The organism is Pseudohalocynthiibacter aestuariivivens (genome assembly GCF_018457175.1).
Lineage (GTDB): Bacteria > Pseudomonadota > Alphaproteobacteria > Rhodobacterales > Rhodobacteraceae > Pseudohalocynthiibacter > Pseudohalocynthiibacter aestuariivivens.
Map to the genome: position 1 here is coordinate 255,917 of NZ_JAGFNU010000002.1, position 16,198 is coordinate 272,114.

Sequence of the window (16,198 nt, forward strand, 5' to 3'; positions counted from 1 at the left end):
CCATCAGCCGATCCGTCCCGTAATATAGCTTTCCGTACGATGATCGACGGGGTTGGTAAATATGTGTCCGGTTTCACCAAACTCGACGAGATTCCCGAGATGAAAAAATGCAGTCTTCTGACTAACACGCGCTGCTTGCTGCATGGAGTGCGTTACGATCACAACAGAATACTGCGTGCGCAGTTCATCAATCAATTCCTCAACCTGCGCCGTTGCAATCGGGTCAAGCGCTGAACAGGGCTCATCCATCAGCAAAACCTCGGGTTCTGTTGCGATGGCACGAGCGATACACAACCGCTGCTGTTGCCCACCAGAAAGCCCTGTACCAGGTGCTTGCAACCGGTCCTTGACTTCATCCCAGATTGCACCGCGTCTCAGCGATTTCTCGACAATGTCATCAAGCTCGGCTTTTGATGCCGCCAAACCATGAATGCGCGGGCCGTAAGCAATGTTATCAAAGATTGATTTCGGAAATGGGTTTGGTTTCTGAAAAACCATGCCGACTTTCGCACGCAACTGCACCGGATCTACTTTTTGATTGTAAATATCTTCACCATCAAGACGAATATCACCTTCAACACGACAGATATCAATCGTGTCATTCATCCGGTTCAGGCACCGCAGAAACGTTGACTTGCCGCAGCCCGATGGCCCGATAAACGCCGTCACGGTTTTTGACTGGATATCAACGTCAACGTCCTTAATGGCATGGGTGTCGCCATAATAAACCTGCACTCCTCTGGCTGAAAATTTAATTTCATCGGTGTCCACGGCTCTCTCCATAAATCGCATATCATTCATAGCAGGTACCCTTACCAGCGGCGTTCAAATCGACGGCGCAGCAAAACAGCAACCGCATTCATCAGTATCAGGAAAATCAGCAGCACAATGATCGCACCCGAGGCGCGTTCAACAAATGCTGGGTCGGCGCGTTGCGTCCAGTTATAGACCTGCACCGGTAATGCCGACGCCGGATCAAAAAAACCCTCAGGCGGCCCCGCCGGATACTCGCGCACAAATGCCACCATGCCGATCAGCAAAAGTGGTGCAGTTTCGCCAAGCGCCTGCGCCAGTCCGATAATCGTACCTGTCAGAATACCGGGTGCGGCAAGCGGCAGAACGTGGTGAAACACGGTTTGCATCTTGCTCGCCCCAACACCAAGTGCGGCATCTCGGATGCTGGGTGGAACGGATTTCAATGACGCGCGGGTCGAGATTATAATCGTCGGCAGTGTCATAAGCGTCAGAACCAAGCCACCAACGATGGGCGCTGATTGTGGCAGGCCGGCAAAGTTGATGAAAATCGCAAGGCCAAGAATACCATACACAATCGACGGCACCGCAGCCAGATTCGAGATATTGACTTCGATAATGTCTGTCAGACGGCTTTGTTTGGAAAACTCCTCCAGATAGATCGACGCCGCTACCCCGACAGGAAGCGCAAGGAACAACACAACGACCATCATGTAAAGCGACCCCAGGAAAGCGACGCCAAGGCCTGCTGCTTCAGGTCGCTGTCCGGATGCATCGGGTGCGGTTAAAAAAGCCCAGTTAAAACGTTTCTCCAAGGAACCAGTCTCGATAAGCGCATCAACGATATCAAGCTGTTCGGGACTGACCTTATTGTCCAGCGCGGCACTTTCATGATCTACGCGCCCTTTCATGTACCCGTCTATTCGCCCACCTGCGAGAAACTCGAACGTCACTGTGGTATCCAGTGAGTCAGGGTTCGCGAGAACAAAATTTCTGAGTTGGGCAGCGGCTTCCTTTGAAACGATTGCACCAATCTCTTTTTTCTTCAGGTCCGTCGCAAAACCAATTTCATCAAGGCGGCTTATCAATGCATTCGTGATCAGCGGCGCGTAACCGAAAGTGGAAACAGCTTTCATCTCTTCGATATCGCGATTTCCGTTTTTGTCGAGCTTTTCTGCAGGCAACAGGACATCAAGCGTCACGTAAGTCTGCATAAACGCGCTGCGACCATTGCTAAAGATCGAGGTCAGCAGCACCAACAAAGCCAATATACCGATTGAAATCGCAATCAATCCGTAGACCTTAAACCGCTTTTCAGTGGCGTTCCTGCGTTTCGTAAGCGGGCTCAAGGTATAAAGCGAGGTTCGCGGAGCGCTGTGTCGTGTTGCATCGCTCATTCGTATTGCTCCCGATATTTCCGCACGATGACAAGCGCGATGATGTTCAGCCCCAGTGTGATACAAAACAGTGTCAGGCCCAAAGCAAAGGCAACCAGTGTCTCAGGTGCTGCGAAATCGGTGTCCCCCGTAAGCTGACTCACAATTTTCACGGTGATGGTCGTCATCGCCTCAAACGGATTAACCAGTGCACCAAGGCCAGAATGCATTTGCGCCGCTGCGGCCCCTGCCCCAAGCACCACAATCATTGTTTCGCCAATCGCCCGCGATGCCGCAAGCAGGATCGCGCCAACAATCCCCGGAAGCGCCGCCGGAACAACAACCTGGCGGATCGTTTCAGAATGGGTTGCACCAAGACCTAAAGAGCCATCGCGCATCGCCTGTGGCACTGCGTTAATGATATCGTCCGACAATGAGCTCACAAATGGGATCAACATAACCCCCATAACCAAACCAGCGGTCATAACGGAAGATCCGCTTTCACCTAGTCCCAAAGGCTGGGCAAAATGATCGCGCAGCATCGGCCCAACGGTTATGAGAGCAAACAAACCGTAAACGATGGTCGGAATGCCCGCGAGAATTTCGATCATCAGTTTCGCCACGGCGCGCATTTTTGGCCCCGCGTATTCTGATAAGTAAATCGCCGCAAACAGACCGATTGGAACGGCAACCAGCAAAGCAACCATGCTGATGAAAAGCGTGCCCCATAACAAAGGTAACAATCCCAGCTCAGAGTCTCCGCGAAAGTCAGGCGACCAGACCGTACCAAAGAAAAAGTCGGCGGCAGGGAATTGGCTAAAGAAACTGCGGGTTTCAAAGAGCATTGAAAAAACAATACCCAGTGTTGTCAGGATCGCGATTAAGGCAGCGCCGATAAGCAGGGCTAAAATCACACGCTCAACCACGTTTCGCGCGCGAAAATCTTTGTGGGTTCGCGAGTAGCTGTAAAAAGCCCCAACAAGCGCAAGGGCAAGAACGATCATCATCATCCAGAGTGAGCCAGTTTTGCGCATGATGCGATATTCCTGCGCGGCAGCAAGAACTTCGGGGCCAACCTTGGCCCCAAGGGCAATACCAAGATCGCCCAGTTGTTTGCGCACATCTGTAGACTCTGCGCGCATTTCTTCAGACTCTTCCAGCGTCAGAAGACCGTTGGACACCGCCATATCAAGTCCGTCTGCAACCCGGTGCACATCGCTCATCACAAGATCGCGCGTGCTGCCTTCAGCAATGGCGTTATCCGGTATGAGCTTAACGACCAGAGATTCAAGAAGTATCGGTTGAACCAGCAGCCAAACTGCCAATACCGCAAGTGATGGCACAAGAGAACTTAGTGCAACATTTGCTCCGTAGTAGGACGGAAGCGAATGCAGATCACGTATCTTTCCACCACTTGAGGCAAGCGCACGCGCCTTACCAGCGAAGTAACCGACCGCCGCGAAGGCGAGTATGAGGGTCAGAATCCAGATCAGGGACATCAGGTCAGCCAGTCTTATCAAGAAGGGTGAAGGCGGCCCTTAGAAGGCCGCCTTCCGTTTGACTACATATTGTTTTCGTTTGAAACAGCAGCTTGAGTTGCTTCAAGTTCCGGATCAGCAACCAGACCGTACTCAGCCAATGGGCCATCCGGGCCTGCGATTTCTTCAGAAACGAAGAACTCTGCATATTCTTTCAGGCCGGGGATCACACCGATATGTGCCGCTTTTACGTAGAAGAAGAGCGGACGTGACACAGGGTATTCACCGGTCGAAATTGTCTCGGTCGAAGGCACAACACCCGACATGGTCGCAACCTGCAGCAGGTTGGTGTTGTTTTCGTAGAATGCGAGGCCAAAGACGCCGATACCGTCTTTGTTGCTTTCAATCCGCGCAAGGGTTTCCGTGTAGTCACCGTCGATGTCTACGGTACGGCCATCTGTACGAAGGTTGATGCACTGTTTTTGTGCAGCTTTTTTGTCGCCGCCGTTTGCCTCAAAAAAGACGTCATAATCCCCAACAGCTTCGCAACCAGCGAGGATCATCTTATCTTCAAACACTTCACGGGTACCGTGCTTGGTGCCCGGGATGAACGCCTGAATTTCTTGCGCTGGCAGATCAGGGTTTACCTCGTTCCACATCGTCACTGTGTTGGCCACGACTTCACCGTCAACGACTATTGTATCAGACAGTGCACGATACCAGTCTTCTGGTGTAAATTCGAAAGCATTGCCATTGATGTCAGACGCGAAAACGATACCGTCATAACCGATACGAACTTCGATGATATCGGTCACACCGTTTTCAGCGCATTTTGCAACTTCAGCATCTTTGATGCGGCGCGAGGCGTTTGCAACGTCGATCGTACCTTCACCAACTCCTTCACAGAATTTTTTCAGACCGGCGGAAGACCCGCCTGATTCAACAACGGGTGTCGGGAAATCAAAATTTTCACCAAAGGCCTCTGCAACAATTGCTGCATATGGAAGAACAGTGGATGACCCGGCAATCTGCACCTGGTCACGCGCCGCAGCGGCGGTGGCAGAAACAGCCGCGATCACGATGGTCGATGCAGTCAGTTTGAGACAAGACATTAGAGAGCTCCTAGTTAGCTTTTCGGTTTCCAATCCGGGTAACCGACAGCGCCCTCCTAAGCGCAGTGCACAATGCTTTTGTGACAGTTGCGTAACAGTTTTATGACAGAACAAGACTTTTCGTGGAAAAGTCAGAAACTTCGGCTGTCTAGGCTTTTCGTATGGGCAAAACGACCGAGAATTTGCTGCCCTCGCCTGTGGCGCTAGAGATTCTAAGACGTCCGCGATGCCGGTTGATAATGTGCTTCACAATCGCAAGCCCAAGCCCCGTCCCACCCATTTCACGCGACCGGTGGCTATCAACGCGATAAAACCGCTCGGTCAAGCGTGGTAAATACTGCGGGTCGATGCCCGCGCCATGGTCGATGACTTCAACGCGCACGCCCGGACCACGCAAACTGTTTTCATTTGTACTGATTGATAAGTTCACTTCGACTGTTTTATTGCGACCGCCGTACTTGATCGCGTTTTCGATCAGGTTCGTAAAAACCTGCAAGAGCTGATCAGAATCTCCCGGTGCTTTCATTGAGGATTCATCAACCTTTACGACTATCTGGACATTCTCGGCCAACGCCAATGCAGACAAGGATTGTACCGCTGATCTGACAAGGACTTCTACATCGACCATGTCGTTCGGGCGAATACGTTCCTCACTCTCCACGCGCGACAAGGAAAGCAAGTCCCCGACCAACCGGTTCATCCGGGTCGCTTCGGTCTCCATGATTTCAAGAAAACGGGTCCGCGCGGCTGCATCATCTTTCGCAGCACCACTCAACGTTTCAATGAACCCTAAAAGGGCTGTCAGAGGCGTACGCAGTTCATGGCTCACATTCGCGACAAAATCACGCCGCATCTGCCCTGCTTCTTCCCTCAGTGTTACGTCATTAAAACTGATGATCGCCCCTGTACCAGGGGTTTCCAGCGTGACAGGGGCACAGGTCACCAGATACGTCGTTTCACGGCCTGCTTCGTTACTGATATAGCGCGTTTCACCCGGCGCAGCGTCACGCAGCACCGCCTCAACACAATCCAAAAGAATGGGTTGTCTCAAGACCGAAATATAATGCCGCCCGGTAAGGCCATAGCCAAGCAGTTTTTCAGCTTCCGGGTTCAAGATTTGAACGTGCTCATCCGCAGCGACCAGGACCAATGGAATTGGAACACCAGTCAAAACAGTTTGCATTGCTTCGTTTTTTATCATTTTTCCGCGCCTTACCCAAAATTGACGCTACGTCCTGTCGTCTTTTTGCGACGATTTACCGCTACATCTTGATTTACGACCCTTCGTATCCGACCTATATTGCCGCTAGATGCTTGTAAAACTATTCCGATGAGGGGATCTCATTCCACAGTCAGTGGAAGAGCGGAAAAGAATGACGACGACAGGGCAAACGCATACTCCATCAAACAACCAAAACACCGGATTGATTTTGGTCGTTGGCGATGTTCAGGACTGGCTTAGCAACGGCAGAGAGCTTCCCAAGGTTGAACTGATTGAATTTGTCAAATTCAACGAAATCACCGCTGATTTGTTGCAGCGGTTGAACCCTTGTGTTGTGCTTGCCCCCTCATCGCGAGGCGCTTTGACGCGCTGGATCTTGCGAAGGTCCTTTGCGAATTCAGCTTCAAAGGGAAGTTTCGTGTTCTTTGCCCAGCATTGCCAACACCAAAGATGATTCTGAAAGAGTTCAAAACCCTCGCGCCCAAGCTTGATTTTGAGCTTCTGCAAATCGATGATAATCCAACAGTCAAGACCGAGTAGCGTTAGCCGCCTCAATCGCTTCGGTGAATTCTTCTTTTAACAGATCAATGTCTTCGACACCGACAGACACACGGAAAAACCCTTGTGAAATGCCCAGGGCAAGCCGTTGGTCTTCTGACAACGCCCTGTGGGAAGACGATGCTGAATGGCTTAGCGTTGTTCCGATGTCGCCAAGAGTTGGCGCAAAAGCGATGTTCTTCGCAGCTCGGGCCAATGTGTTTGCAGCGTCACGCCCGCCATTGATTTCAAAGCTGACCATGTTACCCCCCCGACCAGACAACAAAGCAACGGCACGGTTGTGGTCCGGGTGGTCAGAACGCATCGGATAAACAACACGCTTTACACCCATTAGCCCGGCCAGATGGTCTGCAAGACGCGCTGCGCTCTCTGCCGCCCGATCATAGCGCAATTCGAACGAGTAAAGCCCGCGTTCAGCAAGCCAGCAGTCAAACGGGCTGCCGGTCATGCCCCAAGTGATTGCCGTAGTCGCAATTCTTTCCTGCAAGTTTTCGTCGCGTGCGACGACATAGCCAAGCATCGCGTCGGAATGACCAGCAAGCAGTTTCGTGACAGAGTGGATGACAACATCGGCACCATGCTCAAACGGGCTATACCCACGCGGCGTTGTAAACGTATTGTCGATCATTAGGATCAGGCCATGCGCCTTTGCCAGCCGAACGATCCCTTCCATATCCGCAACCCGCAGCGTTGGGTTTGAAACAACCTCTACCAGAATTGCTTTTGTTTCCGCGCGAATAGCGGCCTCGAAGGCTGCGGTATCCGTCGGGTCGGCCAAAGTGAATCCGATGCCAAATCTTGGCAGATCCTCGTTCATCATACGTAGGGAGCGGCCATAAAGCTGATCCCCCGCAATGATGTGGTCGCCGGTGTTCAAAAGCCCCAGAACCGCTGCGGTTACGGCGGCCATGCCAGACGATGTAATGATGCCGCCGCTCACACCTTCCATACCATCAATCTTTTGAGCAAGAACGCTGGCGTTCGGATGGCCTTCGCGCGAATATGCATAGCCGGACGTCCGCCCCTCATATTGATCGTCAAGCGCATCCGGGCAGTCAGACGCATAGACGACTGACGGCTGAATGGGTGTGCCAACAGGACGGCTTGTGCTTTCTGGCCAGGGTGTGCGGCGCACGAGGGAGGGTGACTTTGACTCTGACATTAGGGGGTTCCTTTCGGACGGGATTTGTTCAGGCGTTGCTTAGCCCGTCACGGTAACGGCGCATGTTTTGCTGATAGCCTTGGGCAGAAGCCAGCAGGCCCGCGATTGCCTCTTCATCCAAAGCACGAACAACCCTGCCGGGCGCACCCATCACAAGTGAGCCATCCGGGATTTCCTTACCTTCCGTGATCAACGCCCCTGCCCCAATCAGGCAATTTCGGCCGACCCGCGCGCCATTCAAGACCATCGCGCCCATACCGATCAGGCTTTGTTCGCCTATTGTGCAGCCATGCAGCATTGCCTTATGGCCAATCGTGCAGTTCTTACCAATTGTCAGCGGATATCCGATATCCGTGTGCAGCACTGAATTTTCCTGAATATTGCTGCCTTCACCGACATGGATCAGTTCGTTGTCACCGCGCAAAGTGGACCCGAACCAGACGGATGCCCCTGCGTCCAGCCGGACATGTCCAATCAGGTTTGCATCCGGGGCAACCCAGCTATCATCATCCAGTTCCGGCGATATGCCATCCAGTGAATAGAGCATTATGTCCGCTCCTCAAATTCTGTGTTCAGGCCGCGCACCAGTTCAACCAACCCGGGTTGGCGGCTGCGCCTCTGACGTTCTGCTGAAACGATCGAGATCATTTGCAGCTCCGCCTTATCCACATCAGTATTGACCAGAACGTAGTCATACTCGGCCCAGTGGCTGATCTCGTCACGGCTTTTGCGCATACGTCCGGCGATCACCTCGTCGCTGTCCTGCGCGCGCGAGCGGAGCCTGCTTTCAAGTTCGGCTATCGAAGGTGGCAAAACAAAGATCGACACGACGTCATCTGCCAAAGTTGAATTTCTGATTTGCTGCCCACCTTGCCAATCAATATCAAACAGCACATCGCGGCCCGCTTTGATTGCGTCTTCGACAGGGGCCTTCGGAGACCCGTAAAAATGGTCAAACACCTGCGCATGCTCCAGCATTTCGCCTTCTTCAACCATTTTCTGGAACTCATCATGTGTTTTGAAATAATATTCTCGCCCGTCTTCTTCACCGGGTCGCGGTGCGCGAGTAGTTGCTGAAACTGAAAACTTGAGGCTCGGATCCCACGCCATCAATCTTTTTGCCAGTGTCGATTTACCAGCCCCGGACGGGGATGAAAGAATAATCAGGATACCACGTCTGTTGGGTTTTGACTCGCTCATGCCTACTCCACATTCTGAACTTGTTCGCGCATCTGATCGATGGTCGCTTTCAGGTCAAGGCCCAGAGAGGTCAGATCAACCGACTGCGATTTTGAGCACAGCGTGTTTGCTTCGCGCATAAATTCCTGCATCAGAAAATCGAGCTTACGCCCAATGCTTCCCTTGGTTTTAAGCAGTTCGTTTGCAGCGTCGACATGGGCCATCAGGCGGTCAATTTCTTCGGTCACGTCCGCCTTTACCGCGAGCAGCGCTAGTTCCTGCGCCAGGCGGCTTTCGTCAACGCCCTGCATGTTTTCAAGCACCAGCGCAAGATTAGCACGCAGTTGTTCAGCAACCTTTGGTTTGCGATCTTCCGCGACGACCTTGGCGCGCTTTGTCAATTCTCCGATATGGTCAATTTGCCCGGAAATCACAGATTGAAGTGCTGCACCTTCTGAGGCACGCATCTTGCTGAAATCTGCAACCAGTGGCTCAAAATCAGCTAGCAGAGCCGCCATTAGCGCGCCGCTGTCGTCTTCGGCACTACTCATTTCCAAAACACCGCGCTGGGCCATGACATCACTGGCCCGTGTCGGCACAAGCGAAATATCTGCTTCAGCGGCGGCGATTTCAACCTCGGCAATTTGTGCAAGGACACGGCGCATCTGGTCTTGATTAAGGCTTTGTGTTTCAGCGCTATCTTCGCGCAGGACGCGAAGCGTCAGGTTCACGCTACCGCGTGCGATACGCTTGCTCAAAATACCACGCAGTGCCTGTTCAAGACCGGATATCCAGTCCGGAACGCGCAACCTCAGATCCAGTCCTTTTGCATTCACGCTGCGCAATTCCCAGGTCCAGCTGTAGGTCTCGTTTTGTCCTCGTCCCGTGGCAAAGCCCGTCATAGAGTTAACCATTTAACAACTTTATCCCCCAAACCCTGCGCAACCTATGCGATGTTAACTTACGAGTAACCATTGTGGACATAGGGTTAACAGAGCCATCCCCTATGAACAACAAACCCCGATAACAGGGGTGTAAATCGATAGAGAGTGCGGCACCATGAAAAACCTTTCAGAAGGGCAAAATATTATTCCGTTTTCCGATTATGTTCAGGAGGTGAAACACCCTGCGCTGCAACAGGTCGATGCCTATTGGGAAGCCTTACGAAAAAACCGGCTTGCGCCTTTCCGCGCGGATGTTGACCCACGTGGAATTGAAAAGGCGCTGGAATACGCATTTATTCTGGAACGCGTTGCGCCGGGGCACGCACGTTTCCGCATCGCAGGTATGCACCTTGTAACGTTAATGGGAATGGAAGTGCGCGGAATGCCACTCGCTACATTGTTTGTGCCGAAGGCGAGAAAACCTTTATCTGACACCTTGGAACAGGTTTTTACGGAACCTGAAAAAGCCACGCTCTCGCTTTCTGCCGAACGAGGGATCGGCAAACCACCGATTGATGGGCAGCTAATGCTTTTACCCATGAAAAGCGATCTTGGAGAAATTTCACGCGTGTTAGGGTGTTTGGTCAGCGAAGGCACAACGGGGCGCACGCCACGCCGTTTTCATATCGGGAAGATCAGCAGAAGGCGAATAATTTCTGACGAGAAACGAAACCCCGCAACGAACCCAAATGCCCTAGCTTTTACCGAAACACAAATGCCCTACAAACAAAAAGGGCCAGACGCTATGCACCCGGCCCTTAGATTGGTCAAATCAGATACCTGATAAAGCCGCCAAGTGTATTGCTGCGGCTCTGATCAGAAATCTTAAACGACTGCTGCTTGCTGTTCTTTACGGTTTTCCGAAAGCTCTTCTGCAACCAGAAACGCCAATTCAAGCGACTGACTCGCGTTCAGACGCGGATCGCATGCTGTGTGATAGCGATCAGACAAATCCTCGTCTGTCACAGCGCGTACACCACCGGTGCATTCTGTTACGTCCTGACCTGTCATCTCAAAATGTACACCACCGGGGATCGTGCCTTCTGCTTTGTGAAGGGCAAAAAACTCGCGCACTTCGCGCAGCACAGAATCAAATGGTCGGGTTTTGTACCCGGACGATGATTTGATCGTATTGCCATGCATCGGGTCGCAGGTCCAAACAACCTTGGCCCCTTCTTCCTGAACTGCCTTTATGAGTCGCGGCAAGTGGTCTCCGACAGAACCGGCACCAAAACGAGCGATCAGTGTCAAACGACCCGCTTCATTTTCCGGGTTCAGTTTTTCCATTAGCACCTTGAGGTCTTCCGCCGTTGTTGTCGGGCCGCATTTCATACCTATTGGATTTTGCACACCGCGTGCAAATTCGACATGCGCACCGTCAGGCTGGCGAGTCCTGTCACCAATCCAGATCATATGTCCTGATCCAGCGACCGGCAGACCGGTCGTAGAATCAATCCGGCAAAGTGCTTCTTCATATTCAAGCAGCAGCGCCTCGTGGCTCGTGTAAAAGTCTACAGTCTGAAGCGTATGCGAATTATTGCTGTCCACGCCCGCCGCTGTCATGAAATCGAGCGTGTCGGAAATGCGGTTTGCCATATCACGGTATTTTTCCGACTCGTCGCGGTCTGTAAACCCAAGCGTCCAGGCATGGACCTGATGCACATCCGCATAGCCACCCTGGCTGAAAGCGCGCACAAGATTGAGCGTTGCGGCGGATTGCATGTAAGCCTGCAGCATTTTCTGCGGGTCAGGCATGCGGGCACCTGAGGTGAAATCCAACTCGTTGATGATATCACCGCGGTAACTTGGTAATTCGACGCCATTCTTTACTTCGGTTGGTGCAGAGCGCGGTTTTGCGAACTGACCGGCCATACGGCCCACTTTGACCACAGGAACCTTCGCGCCATAGGTCAGCACCATCGCCATTTGCAGCATGACTTTGAAGGTGTCGCGAATTGTATCAGCCGAAAACTGCGAAAAGCTTTCAGCACAATCCCCGCCTTGCAGCAAAAAGGCTTCTCCACGGGAAACGGCCCCAAGCGATTGTTTCAGCTTTCTTGCTTCGCCGGCAAAGACAAGAGGCGGATATTTCGCAAGCTGCGCTTCCACTGCTTTTAGTGCGGCATCATCCGTATAATCGGGCATCTGAACTCTGGGCTTTGTGCGCCAGTCAGACTTGTTCCAAACCCGTGTCATTGTCATAGCTCCAGCTTTGAGAATAGAGAGATTTGTATATATCTGTTAATTCGGCACATTGCCAACAGCAGAAATTCTCCAAATTCGTTGTTTCTGCGTGTATATAGTCAAAATATGATCTGAATTGCCCTTGAACGGTCGATAGAAACCTGTATTCGGGGAATTCGAATTATCGGAAGGTTGGCTTAAATGCCGCACTCAAGACAACTTGTTGATGTAGAGTTTAACGCAGCAAAACCACGGCGTTTTGTATTCGTCCTTCTGAATGATTTTTCAATGTTGAGTTTTGCTTCAGCAATGGATTCATTGCGCATTGCAAATCGCATGTCAGGCAAGCCGCTTTATGAGTGGAAACTTCTGACAGAGGGTGGCGAAAGCGTAAAATGCTCTGCTGGGACAGAGCTGAAAGTCGACGGCGACTTTGAGGAAATTTTGCGGGATGACACGATACTCGTTTGCGGTGGTGTCGGTATTCAGGCAACGACCAGTAAGAAACTCATCAACTGGCTGCGTCGCGAAGCACGCCGGGGCGCAATAATCGCTGGGCTTTGTACTGCCAGCTATTCGCTAGCCAAGGCCGGATTGCTGGAAGGAAAGAAAGCAACAATCCATTGGGAGAACCAAGATAGTTTTGTCGAGGAGTTCGGCGATATAGAACTTACGAAATCGATCTTTGTAATGGATGGAAATAGGTATACGACCGCTGGCGGCACGTCGTCGATTGACCTGATGCTCAAAGTGATTGCAAATGATCACGGTGAAGACCTTGCAAATGCGGTCGCCGATCAGATGATCTACTCATCCATCAGAACAGATCAGGATACACAGCGGCTCTCTGTTCCGTCACGCATCGGCGTGCGCCACCCGAAATTGTCGGCTGTTATTCAGATGATGGAACAGTATATCGAGGAACCTATTTCACCGTCAGTGCTCGCGAAAAAAGTTGGCATGTCCACACGCCAGCTTGAACGACTTTTTCGCCGCTACCTGAATCGCTCTCCTAAGCGATACTATATGGAGCTTCGTCTTCAAAAAGCGCGCAACCTGCTGATGCAAACCGACATGAGTGTTATCAATATCGCGCTTGCCTGCGGGTTCGCTTCGCCCTCGCATTTTTCAAAATGCTATCGCGCACATTATAGCACAACACCATACCGCGAACGCGGTGCCCAATCTGTTCGATTGTCGATCTGACACCCTGATTGGTTTTCCTTGAAGCCTGTGTTCAGGCTGCAAAAGAGGCAATGTATAAAAATGTTAAACGATCCATGATCGTTAACGATTTAGTAACCTTTTGCGTGGATTTGTCTGGAACGAATAATCTGGTCCAACGATAAATGCACCCAGGAAAATGCCTCTTCCTATTTGAAAAATGCGCGCGTAGTCTTTTGTGCAGTTGGATTCCAATCCATCACTCACAGGGAGAATAAAATGAAAAAACTGCTTATGGCGACTGCCGCCACTGCCATTATGGCGGCTAATGCTGCATCCGCGGACGAAATTAAACTCGGCCTTCTGCTCGGCTACACCGGTCCTATTGAATCACTGACGGGCCACATGGCGAGTGCTGCGGATCTGGCCATCGCTGAAATAAACGAATCTGGTGGTATTCTTGGTGGTTCTACATTGGCTGGCGTTCGCGCCGACACCGGTTGTATCGACAACGGCCTCGCAACCTCTAACGCTGAACGCCTGATTGCCGCTGAGGGTATCAAAGGTCTGGTTGGTGGTGACTGTTCGGGTGTTACCGGAGCAGTTCTGCAGAACGTTGCCATTCCGAATGGGATGGTGATGATTTCACCTTCCGCAACATCCCCTGCCCTTTCTACTGTTGAGGATCAGGGTCTGTTCTTCCGCACGGCGCCATCGGATGCACGCGAAGGTCAGGTGATGACCGAGATTCTTATGGACCGCGGCGTCAAATCGGTCGCACTGACCTATACAAACAATGACTATGGCAAGGGTCTGGCAGACGCGTTCGCAGAATCTTTTGTGGCTGAGGGTGGCGAAATCACTATCAACGCAGCGCATGAAGATGGGAAAGCGGACTATTCGGCTGAGGTCGGCGCGCTCGCGTCAGCGGGTGGCGATATTCTTGTTGTTGCAGGCTATCTTGATCAGGGCGGACTTGGTATAATCAACGCGTCGCTTGATTCAGGTGCGTTTGATCAATTCGTCCTGCCGGGCGGTATGATTGGTGACTCGCTTCCGGTGAATGTTGGACCAGCGCTTAACGGGTCTTACGGACAGATAGCAGGTTCCGGCGGCCGCGGCGCGGAAACCATGGCTGAGTTCGGGGCGGCAAACGGCTTTGAAGGCACATCGCCATACGCACCCGAAAGCTATGACGCAGTTGCCCTGTTTGCTTTCGCAATGGAAGCCGCAGGTTCAGCAGAACCAGGCGACTACGTTGGCAAAATCCTGGAAGTTGCGAACGCCCCGGGCGAAGAAATCTACCCGGGTGAGCTTGCCAAAGGTCTCGAAATTCTGCGCAATGGCGGTGATATCGACTATGTCGGTGGATCAGCTGTTGAACTGATCGGACCAGGCGAAAGCGCTGGAACTTACCGTGAAATCGAAGTTCAGGATGGTAAAAACGTCACCGTACGTTTCCGTTAATCTGACAAAGCGATAACTCAGGCAGCCCGGGTTTTTCCCGGGCTGTTCTTGCAAAAATACGGCGAAAAAAACAGCCGTAAATGAGGGGGATTTTGGGAATGATCGTCGTAGACGACCTCGTCAAGGCATTTGGCGGTTTCCATGCGGTGGACGGGGCATCCCTTGCCATAGAAGAAGGTTCGATAACGGGTCTAATCGGCCCGAATGGCGCAGGTAAAACAACGCTTTTCAATGTGATAGCCGGTATTTTTAAACCCACATCCGGGCGCGTTTTCATGAAAAACGAGGACATTACCGGCCTGCCTCCACACGAACTTTTCCACAAAGGTCTGCTGCGCACTTTTCAGATCGCGCATGAGTTTGGCTCCATGACGGTGCGCGAGAACCTGATGATGGTACCCGGCGCACAATCCGGCGAAACACTTTGGAATGCGTGGTTCCACCGCGCACGCGTTGCAGAAGAAGAATCCGCGCTGTTGAAGAAAGCTGATGAAGTTCTTGAATTCCTTACGATCGATCATCTGAAGGACGAAAAAGCCGGCAACCTGTCCGGCGGTCAAAAGAAACTGCTCGAACTTGGCCGCACGATGATGGTTGACGCGAGAATCGTGTTTCTGGACGAGGTCGGCGCCGGGGTGAACCGCACCCTGCTGAACACAATTGGTGATGCGATCATCCGATTGAACAAAGAGCGTGGGTATACCTTCGTCGTAATCGAACATGACATGGATTTTATCGCACGTCTGTGTGATCCGGTGATCTGCATGGCCGAAGGCAAAGTGCTGGCCACAGGCACGATCGACGAAATCAAATCAAATGATGCAGTGATCGAAGCCTATTTGGGCACAGGCCTTAAGAACAAAGTCAAAGCAGAGGTCGGCGTATGAGCAACCCCTTCCTGATTGGTGAAAACATGACCGGTGGATATGGGCGTGGCGCTGATATTCTGCACGATTGCACGATCTCTGTTGCTAAAGGCGAGATTGCCGTAATCGTGGGGCCCAATGGTGCTGGCAAATCTACCGCTATGAAGGCAGTCTTTGGCATGCTGAACCTGCACAAAGGCAGCGTAAGACTGGACGGTGAAGACATTACCAAGCTCGCCCCTCAGGCCCGTGTTGCCAAGGGTATGGGGTTCGTGCCGCAGACCCAAAACATCTTCACCTCAATGACGGTCGAGGAAAACCTCGAGATGGGCGCATTCATTCGTACCGACGATTTTTCAAACACCTTGTCGCAGGTTTATGATCTGTTTCCGATATTAAAGGAAAAGCGCTATCAGGCGGCAGGCGAGCTTTCAGGTGGGCAACGCCAGCAGGTCGCCGTGGGCCGCGCGCTGATGACAAAGCCAAAACTTCTGATGCTGGATGAACCTACTGCCGGGGTCAGCCCGATTGTGATGGATGAGCTGTTTGACCGGATTATCGAGGTTGCACGGAGCGGAATTTCGATACTGATGGTTGAACAGAACGCCCGGCAAGCTCTTGAGATCGCAGATAAAGGATATGTCCTTGTCCAAGGCCGTAACCGTTTCACCGACTCCGGAAAGGCCCTGCTGGCCGACCCAGAAGTCCGCAAATCGTTTTTGGGGGGCTGACC

The 16,198-nt window shown here is 52.1% G+C and carries 16 protein-coding genes; 6 read left to right on the forward strand and 10 right to left on the reverse strand.

Annotated features, from left to right (window positions below; genetic code table 11):
* Positions 1–3: 3 nt before the first annotated feature.
* From pstB to J4E70_RS05185, 5 genes are all read right to left on the reverse strand, one after another.
* On the reverse strand, positions 4–801 hold the full coding sequence (gene pstB, locus J4E70_RS05165) for a phosphate ABC transporter ATP-binding protein PstB (RefSeq protein WP_213888019.1): 798 nt from the start codon (positions 799–801) through the stop codon (positions 4–6).
* An 11-nt stretch (positions 802–812) separates the two neighbouring features.
* Complete coding sequence (pstA, locus tag J4E70_RS05170; protein ID WP_213888020.1) at positions 813–2,150, reverse strand: phosphate ABC transporter permease PstA; 1,338 nt, start codon at positions 2,148–2,150, stop codon at positions 813–815.
* On the reverse strand, positions 2,147–3,628 hold the full coding sequence (pstC, locus tag J4E70_RS05175) for a phosphate ABC transporter permease subunit PstC (protein ID WP_213888021.1): 1,482 nt from the start codon (positions 3,626–3,628) through the stop codon (positions 2,147–2,149). The genes pstA and pstC overlap by 4 nt, the downstream gene beginning before the upstream one ends.
* Positions 3,629–3,690: 62 nt before the next feature.
* Positions 3,691–4,719 (reverse strand): substrate-binding domain-containing protein, encoded by a 1,029-nt coding sequence (locus J4E70_RS05180; protein WP_213888022.1) that lies wholly within the window; start codon positions 4,717–4,719, stop codon positions 3,691–3,693.
* Between the two features lie 148 nt (positions 4,720–4,867).
* Complete coding sequence (locus tag J4E70_RS05185) at positions 4,868–5,920, reverse strand: ATP-binding protein (protein ID WP_246531614.1); 1,053 nt, start codon at positions 5,918–5,920, stop codon at positions 4,868–4,870.
* A 172-nt stretch (positions 5,921–6,092) separates the two neighbouring features.
* Between J4E70_RS05185 and J4E70_RS05190 the strand changes: the two genes are divergently transcribed.
* Entirely contained in the window at positions 6,093–6,395 is a 303-nt protein-coding gene (locus J4E70_RS05190) for a hypothetical protein (protein WP_213888023.1), read from the forward strand.
* A gap of 72 nt (positions 6,396–6,467) precedes the next feature.
* Here the strand turns inward: J4E70_RS05190 and J4E70_RS05195 are convergent, their stop codons facing one another.
* Genes J4E70_RS05195 through J4E70_RS05210 form a run of 4 tightly spaced genes read right to left on the reverse strand, consistent with a single transcriptional unit; the run spans position 6,468 to position 9,742 of the window.
* Positions 6,468–7,661 carry a trans-sulfuration enzyme family protein gene (locus tag J4E70_RS05195; RefSeq protein WP_213888024.1) on the reverse strand — a complete coding sequence of 398 codons (1,194 nt, stop codon included), beginning with the start codon at positions 7,659–7,661 and terminating at the stop codon, positions 6,468–6,470.
* A 28-nt stretch (positions 7,662–7,689) separates the two neighbouring features.
* Positions 7,690–8,208, reverse strand: coding sequence for a gamma carbonic anhydrase family protein (locus tag J4E70_RS05200; protein ID WP_246531615.1), 519 nt, complete (start codon positions 8,206–8,208; stop codon positions 7,690–7,692).
* A complete protein-coding gene (gene gmk / locus J4E70_RS05205) occupies positions 8,208–8,861 on the reverse strand; it encodes a guanylate kinase (RefSeq protein WP_213888025.1) in 654 nt (217 codons plus the stop codon). Before gmk ends, J4E70_RS05200 begins: the two co-directional genes overlap by 1 nt.
* A gap of 2 nt (positions 8,862–8,863) precedes the next feature.
* The gene (locus J4E70_RS05210; protein ID WP_246531616.1) at positions 8,864–9,742 is read right to left on the reverse strand and encodes a YicC/YloC family endoribonuclease; all 879 of its coding nucleotides are present in this window, start codon (positions 9,740–9,742) and stop codon (positions 8,864–8,866) included.
* 157 nt (positions 9,743–9,899) lie between these two features.
* On the opposite strand from J4E70_RS05210, the gene J4E70_RS05215 reads away from it, so the two are divergent.
* Complete coding sequence (locus J4E70_RS05215) at positions 9,900–10,568, forward strand: PAS domain-containing protein (protein ID WP_213888027.1); 669 nt, start codon at positions 9,900–9,902, stop codon at positions 10,566–10,568.
* A 41-nt stretch (positions 10,569–10,609) separates the two neighbouring features.
* On the opposite strand, the gene J4E70_RS05220 is transcribed toward J4E70_RS05215, so the two are convergent.
* The gene (locus J4E70_RS05220) at positions 10,610–11,980 is read right to left on the reverse strand and encodes a class II 3-deoxy-7-phosphoheptulonate synthase (protein ID WP_213888028.1); all 1,371 of its coding nucleotides are present in this window, start codon (positions 11,978–11,980) and stop codon (positions 10,610–10,612) included.
* 189 nt (positions 11,981–12,169) lie between these two features.
* On the opposite strand from J4E70_RS05220, the gene J4E70_RS05225 reads away from it, so the two are divergent.
* From J4E70_RS05225 to J4E70_RS05240, 4 genes are all read left to right on the forward strand, one after another.
* Positions 12,170–13,174, forward strand: coding sequence for a GlxA family transcriptional regulator (locus J4E70_RS05225; RefSeq protein ID WP_213888029.1), 1,005 nt, complete (start codon positions 12,170–12,172; stop codon positions 13,172–13,174).
* Positions 13,175–13,411: 237 nt separating this feature from the next.
* Positions 13,412–14,599, forward strand: coding sequence for an ABC transporter substrate-binding protein (locus J4E70_RS05230; protein WP_213888030.1), 1,188 nt, complete (start codon positions 13,412–13,414; stop codon positions 14,597–14,599).
* A 98-nt stretch (positions 14,600–14,697) separates the two neighbouring features.
* Complete coding sequence (locus J4E70_RS05235) at positions 14,698–15,486, forward strand: ABC transporter ATP-binding protein (RefSeq protein WP_213888031.1); 789 nt, start codon at positions 14,698–14,700, stop codon at positions 15,484–15,486.
* A complete protein-coding gene (locus J4E70_RS05240; RefSeq protein WP_213888032.1) occupies positions 15,483–16,196 on the forward strand; it encodes an ABC transporter ATP-binding protein in 714 nt (237 codons plus the stop codon). Before J4E70_RS05235 ends, J4E70_RS05240 begins: the two co-directional genes overlap by 4 nt.
* Positions 16,197–16,198: the final 2 nt, after the last annotated feature.

Coding starts and splice junctions, on each gene's coding strand:
- pstC (WP_213888021.1), bottom strand. CDS start 3,628: ATGTCCCTGATCTGGATTCTGACCCTCATACTCGCCTTCGCGGCGGTC.
- J4E70_RS05195 (WP_213888024.1), bottom strand. CDS start 7,661: ATGTCAGAGTCAAAGTCACCCTCCCTCGTGCGCCGCACACCCTGGCCA.
- J4E70_RS05190 (WP_213888023.1), top strand. CDS start 6,093: ATGACGACGACAGGGCAAACGCATACTCCATCAAACAACCAAAACACC.
- J4E70_RS05215 (WP_213888027.1), top strand. CDS start 9,900: ATGAAAAACCTTTCAGAAGGGCAAAATATTATTCCGTTTTCCGATTAT.
- pstB (WP_213888019.1), bottom strand. CDS start 801: ATGAATGATATGCGATTTATGGAGAGAGCCGTGGACACCGATGAAATT.
- J4E70_RS05230 (WP_213888030.1), top strand. CDS start 13,412: ATGAAAAAACTGCTTATGGCGACTGCCGCCACTGCCATTATGGCGGCT.
- J4E70_RS05225 (WP_213888029.1), top strand. CDS start 12,170: ATGCCGCACTCAAGACAACTTGTTGATGTAGAGTTTAACGCAGCAAAA.
- J4E70_RS05220 (WP_213888028.1), bottom strand. CDS start 11,980: ATGACACGGGTTTGGAACAAGTCTGACTGGCGCACAAAGCCCAGAGTT.
- gmk (WP_213888025.1), bottom strand. CDS start 8,861: ATGAGCGAGTCAAAACCCAACAGACGTGGTATCCTGATTATTCTTTCA.
- pstA (WP_213888020.1), bottom strand. CDS start 2,150: ATGAGCGATGCAACACGACACAGCGCTCCGCGAACCTCGCTTTATACC.
- J4E70_RS05200 (WP_246531615.1), bottom strand. CDS start 8,208: ATGCTCTATTCACTGGATGGCATATCGCCGGAACTGGATGATGATAGC.
- J4E70_RS05185 (WP_246531614.1), bottom strand. CDS start 5,920: ATGATAAAAAACGAAGCAATGCAAACTGTTTTGACTGGTGTTCCAATT.
- J4E70_RS05210 (WP_246531616.1), bottom strand. CDS start 9,742: ATGACGGGCTTTGCCACGGGACGAGGACAAAACGAGACCTACAGCTGG.
- J4E70_RS05240 (WP_213888032.1), top strand. CDS start 15,483: ATGAGCAACCCCTTCCTGATTGGTGAAAACATGACCGGTGGATATGGG.
- J4E70_RS05235 (WP_213888031.1), top strand. CDS start 14,698: ATGATCGTCGTAGACGACCTCGTCAAGGCATTTGGCGGTTTCCATGCG.
- J4E70_RS05180 (WP_213888022.1), bottom strand. CDS start 4,719: ATGTCTTGTCTCAAACTGACTGCATCGACCATCGTGATCGCGGCTGTT.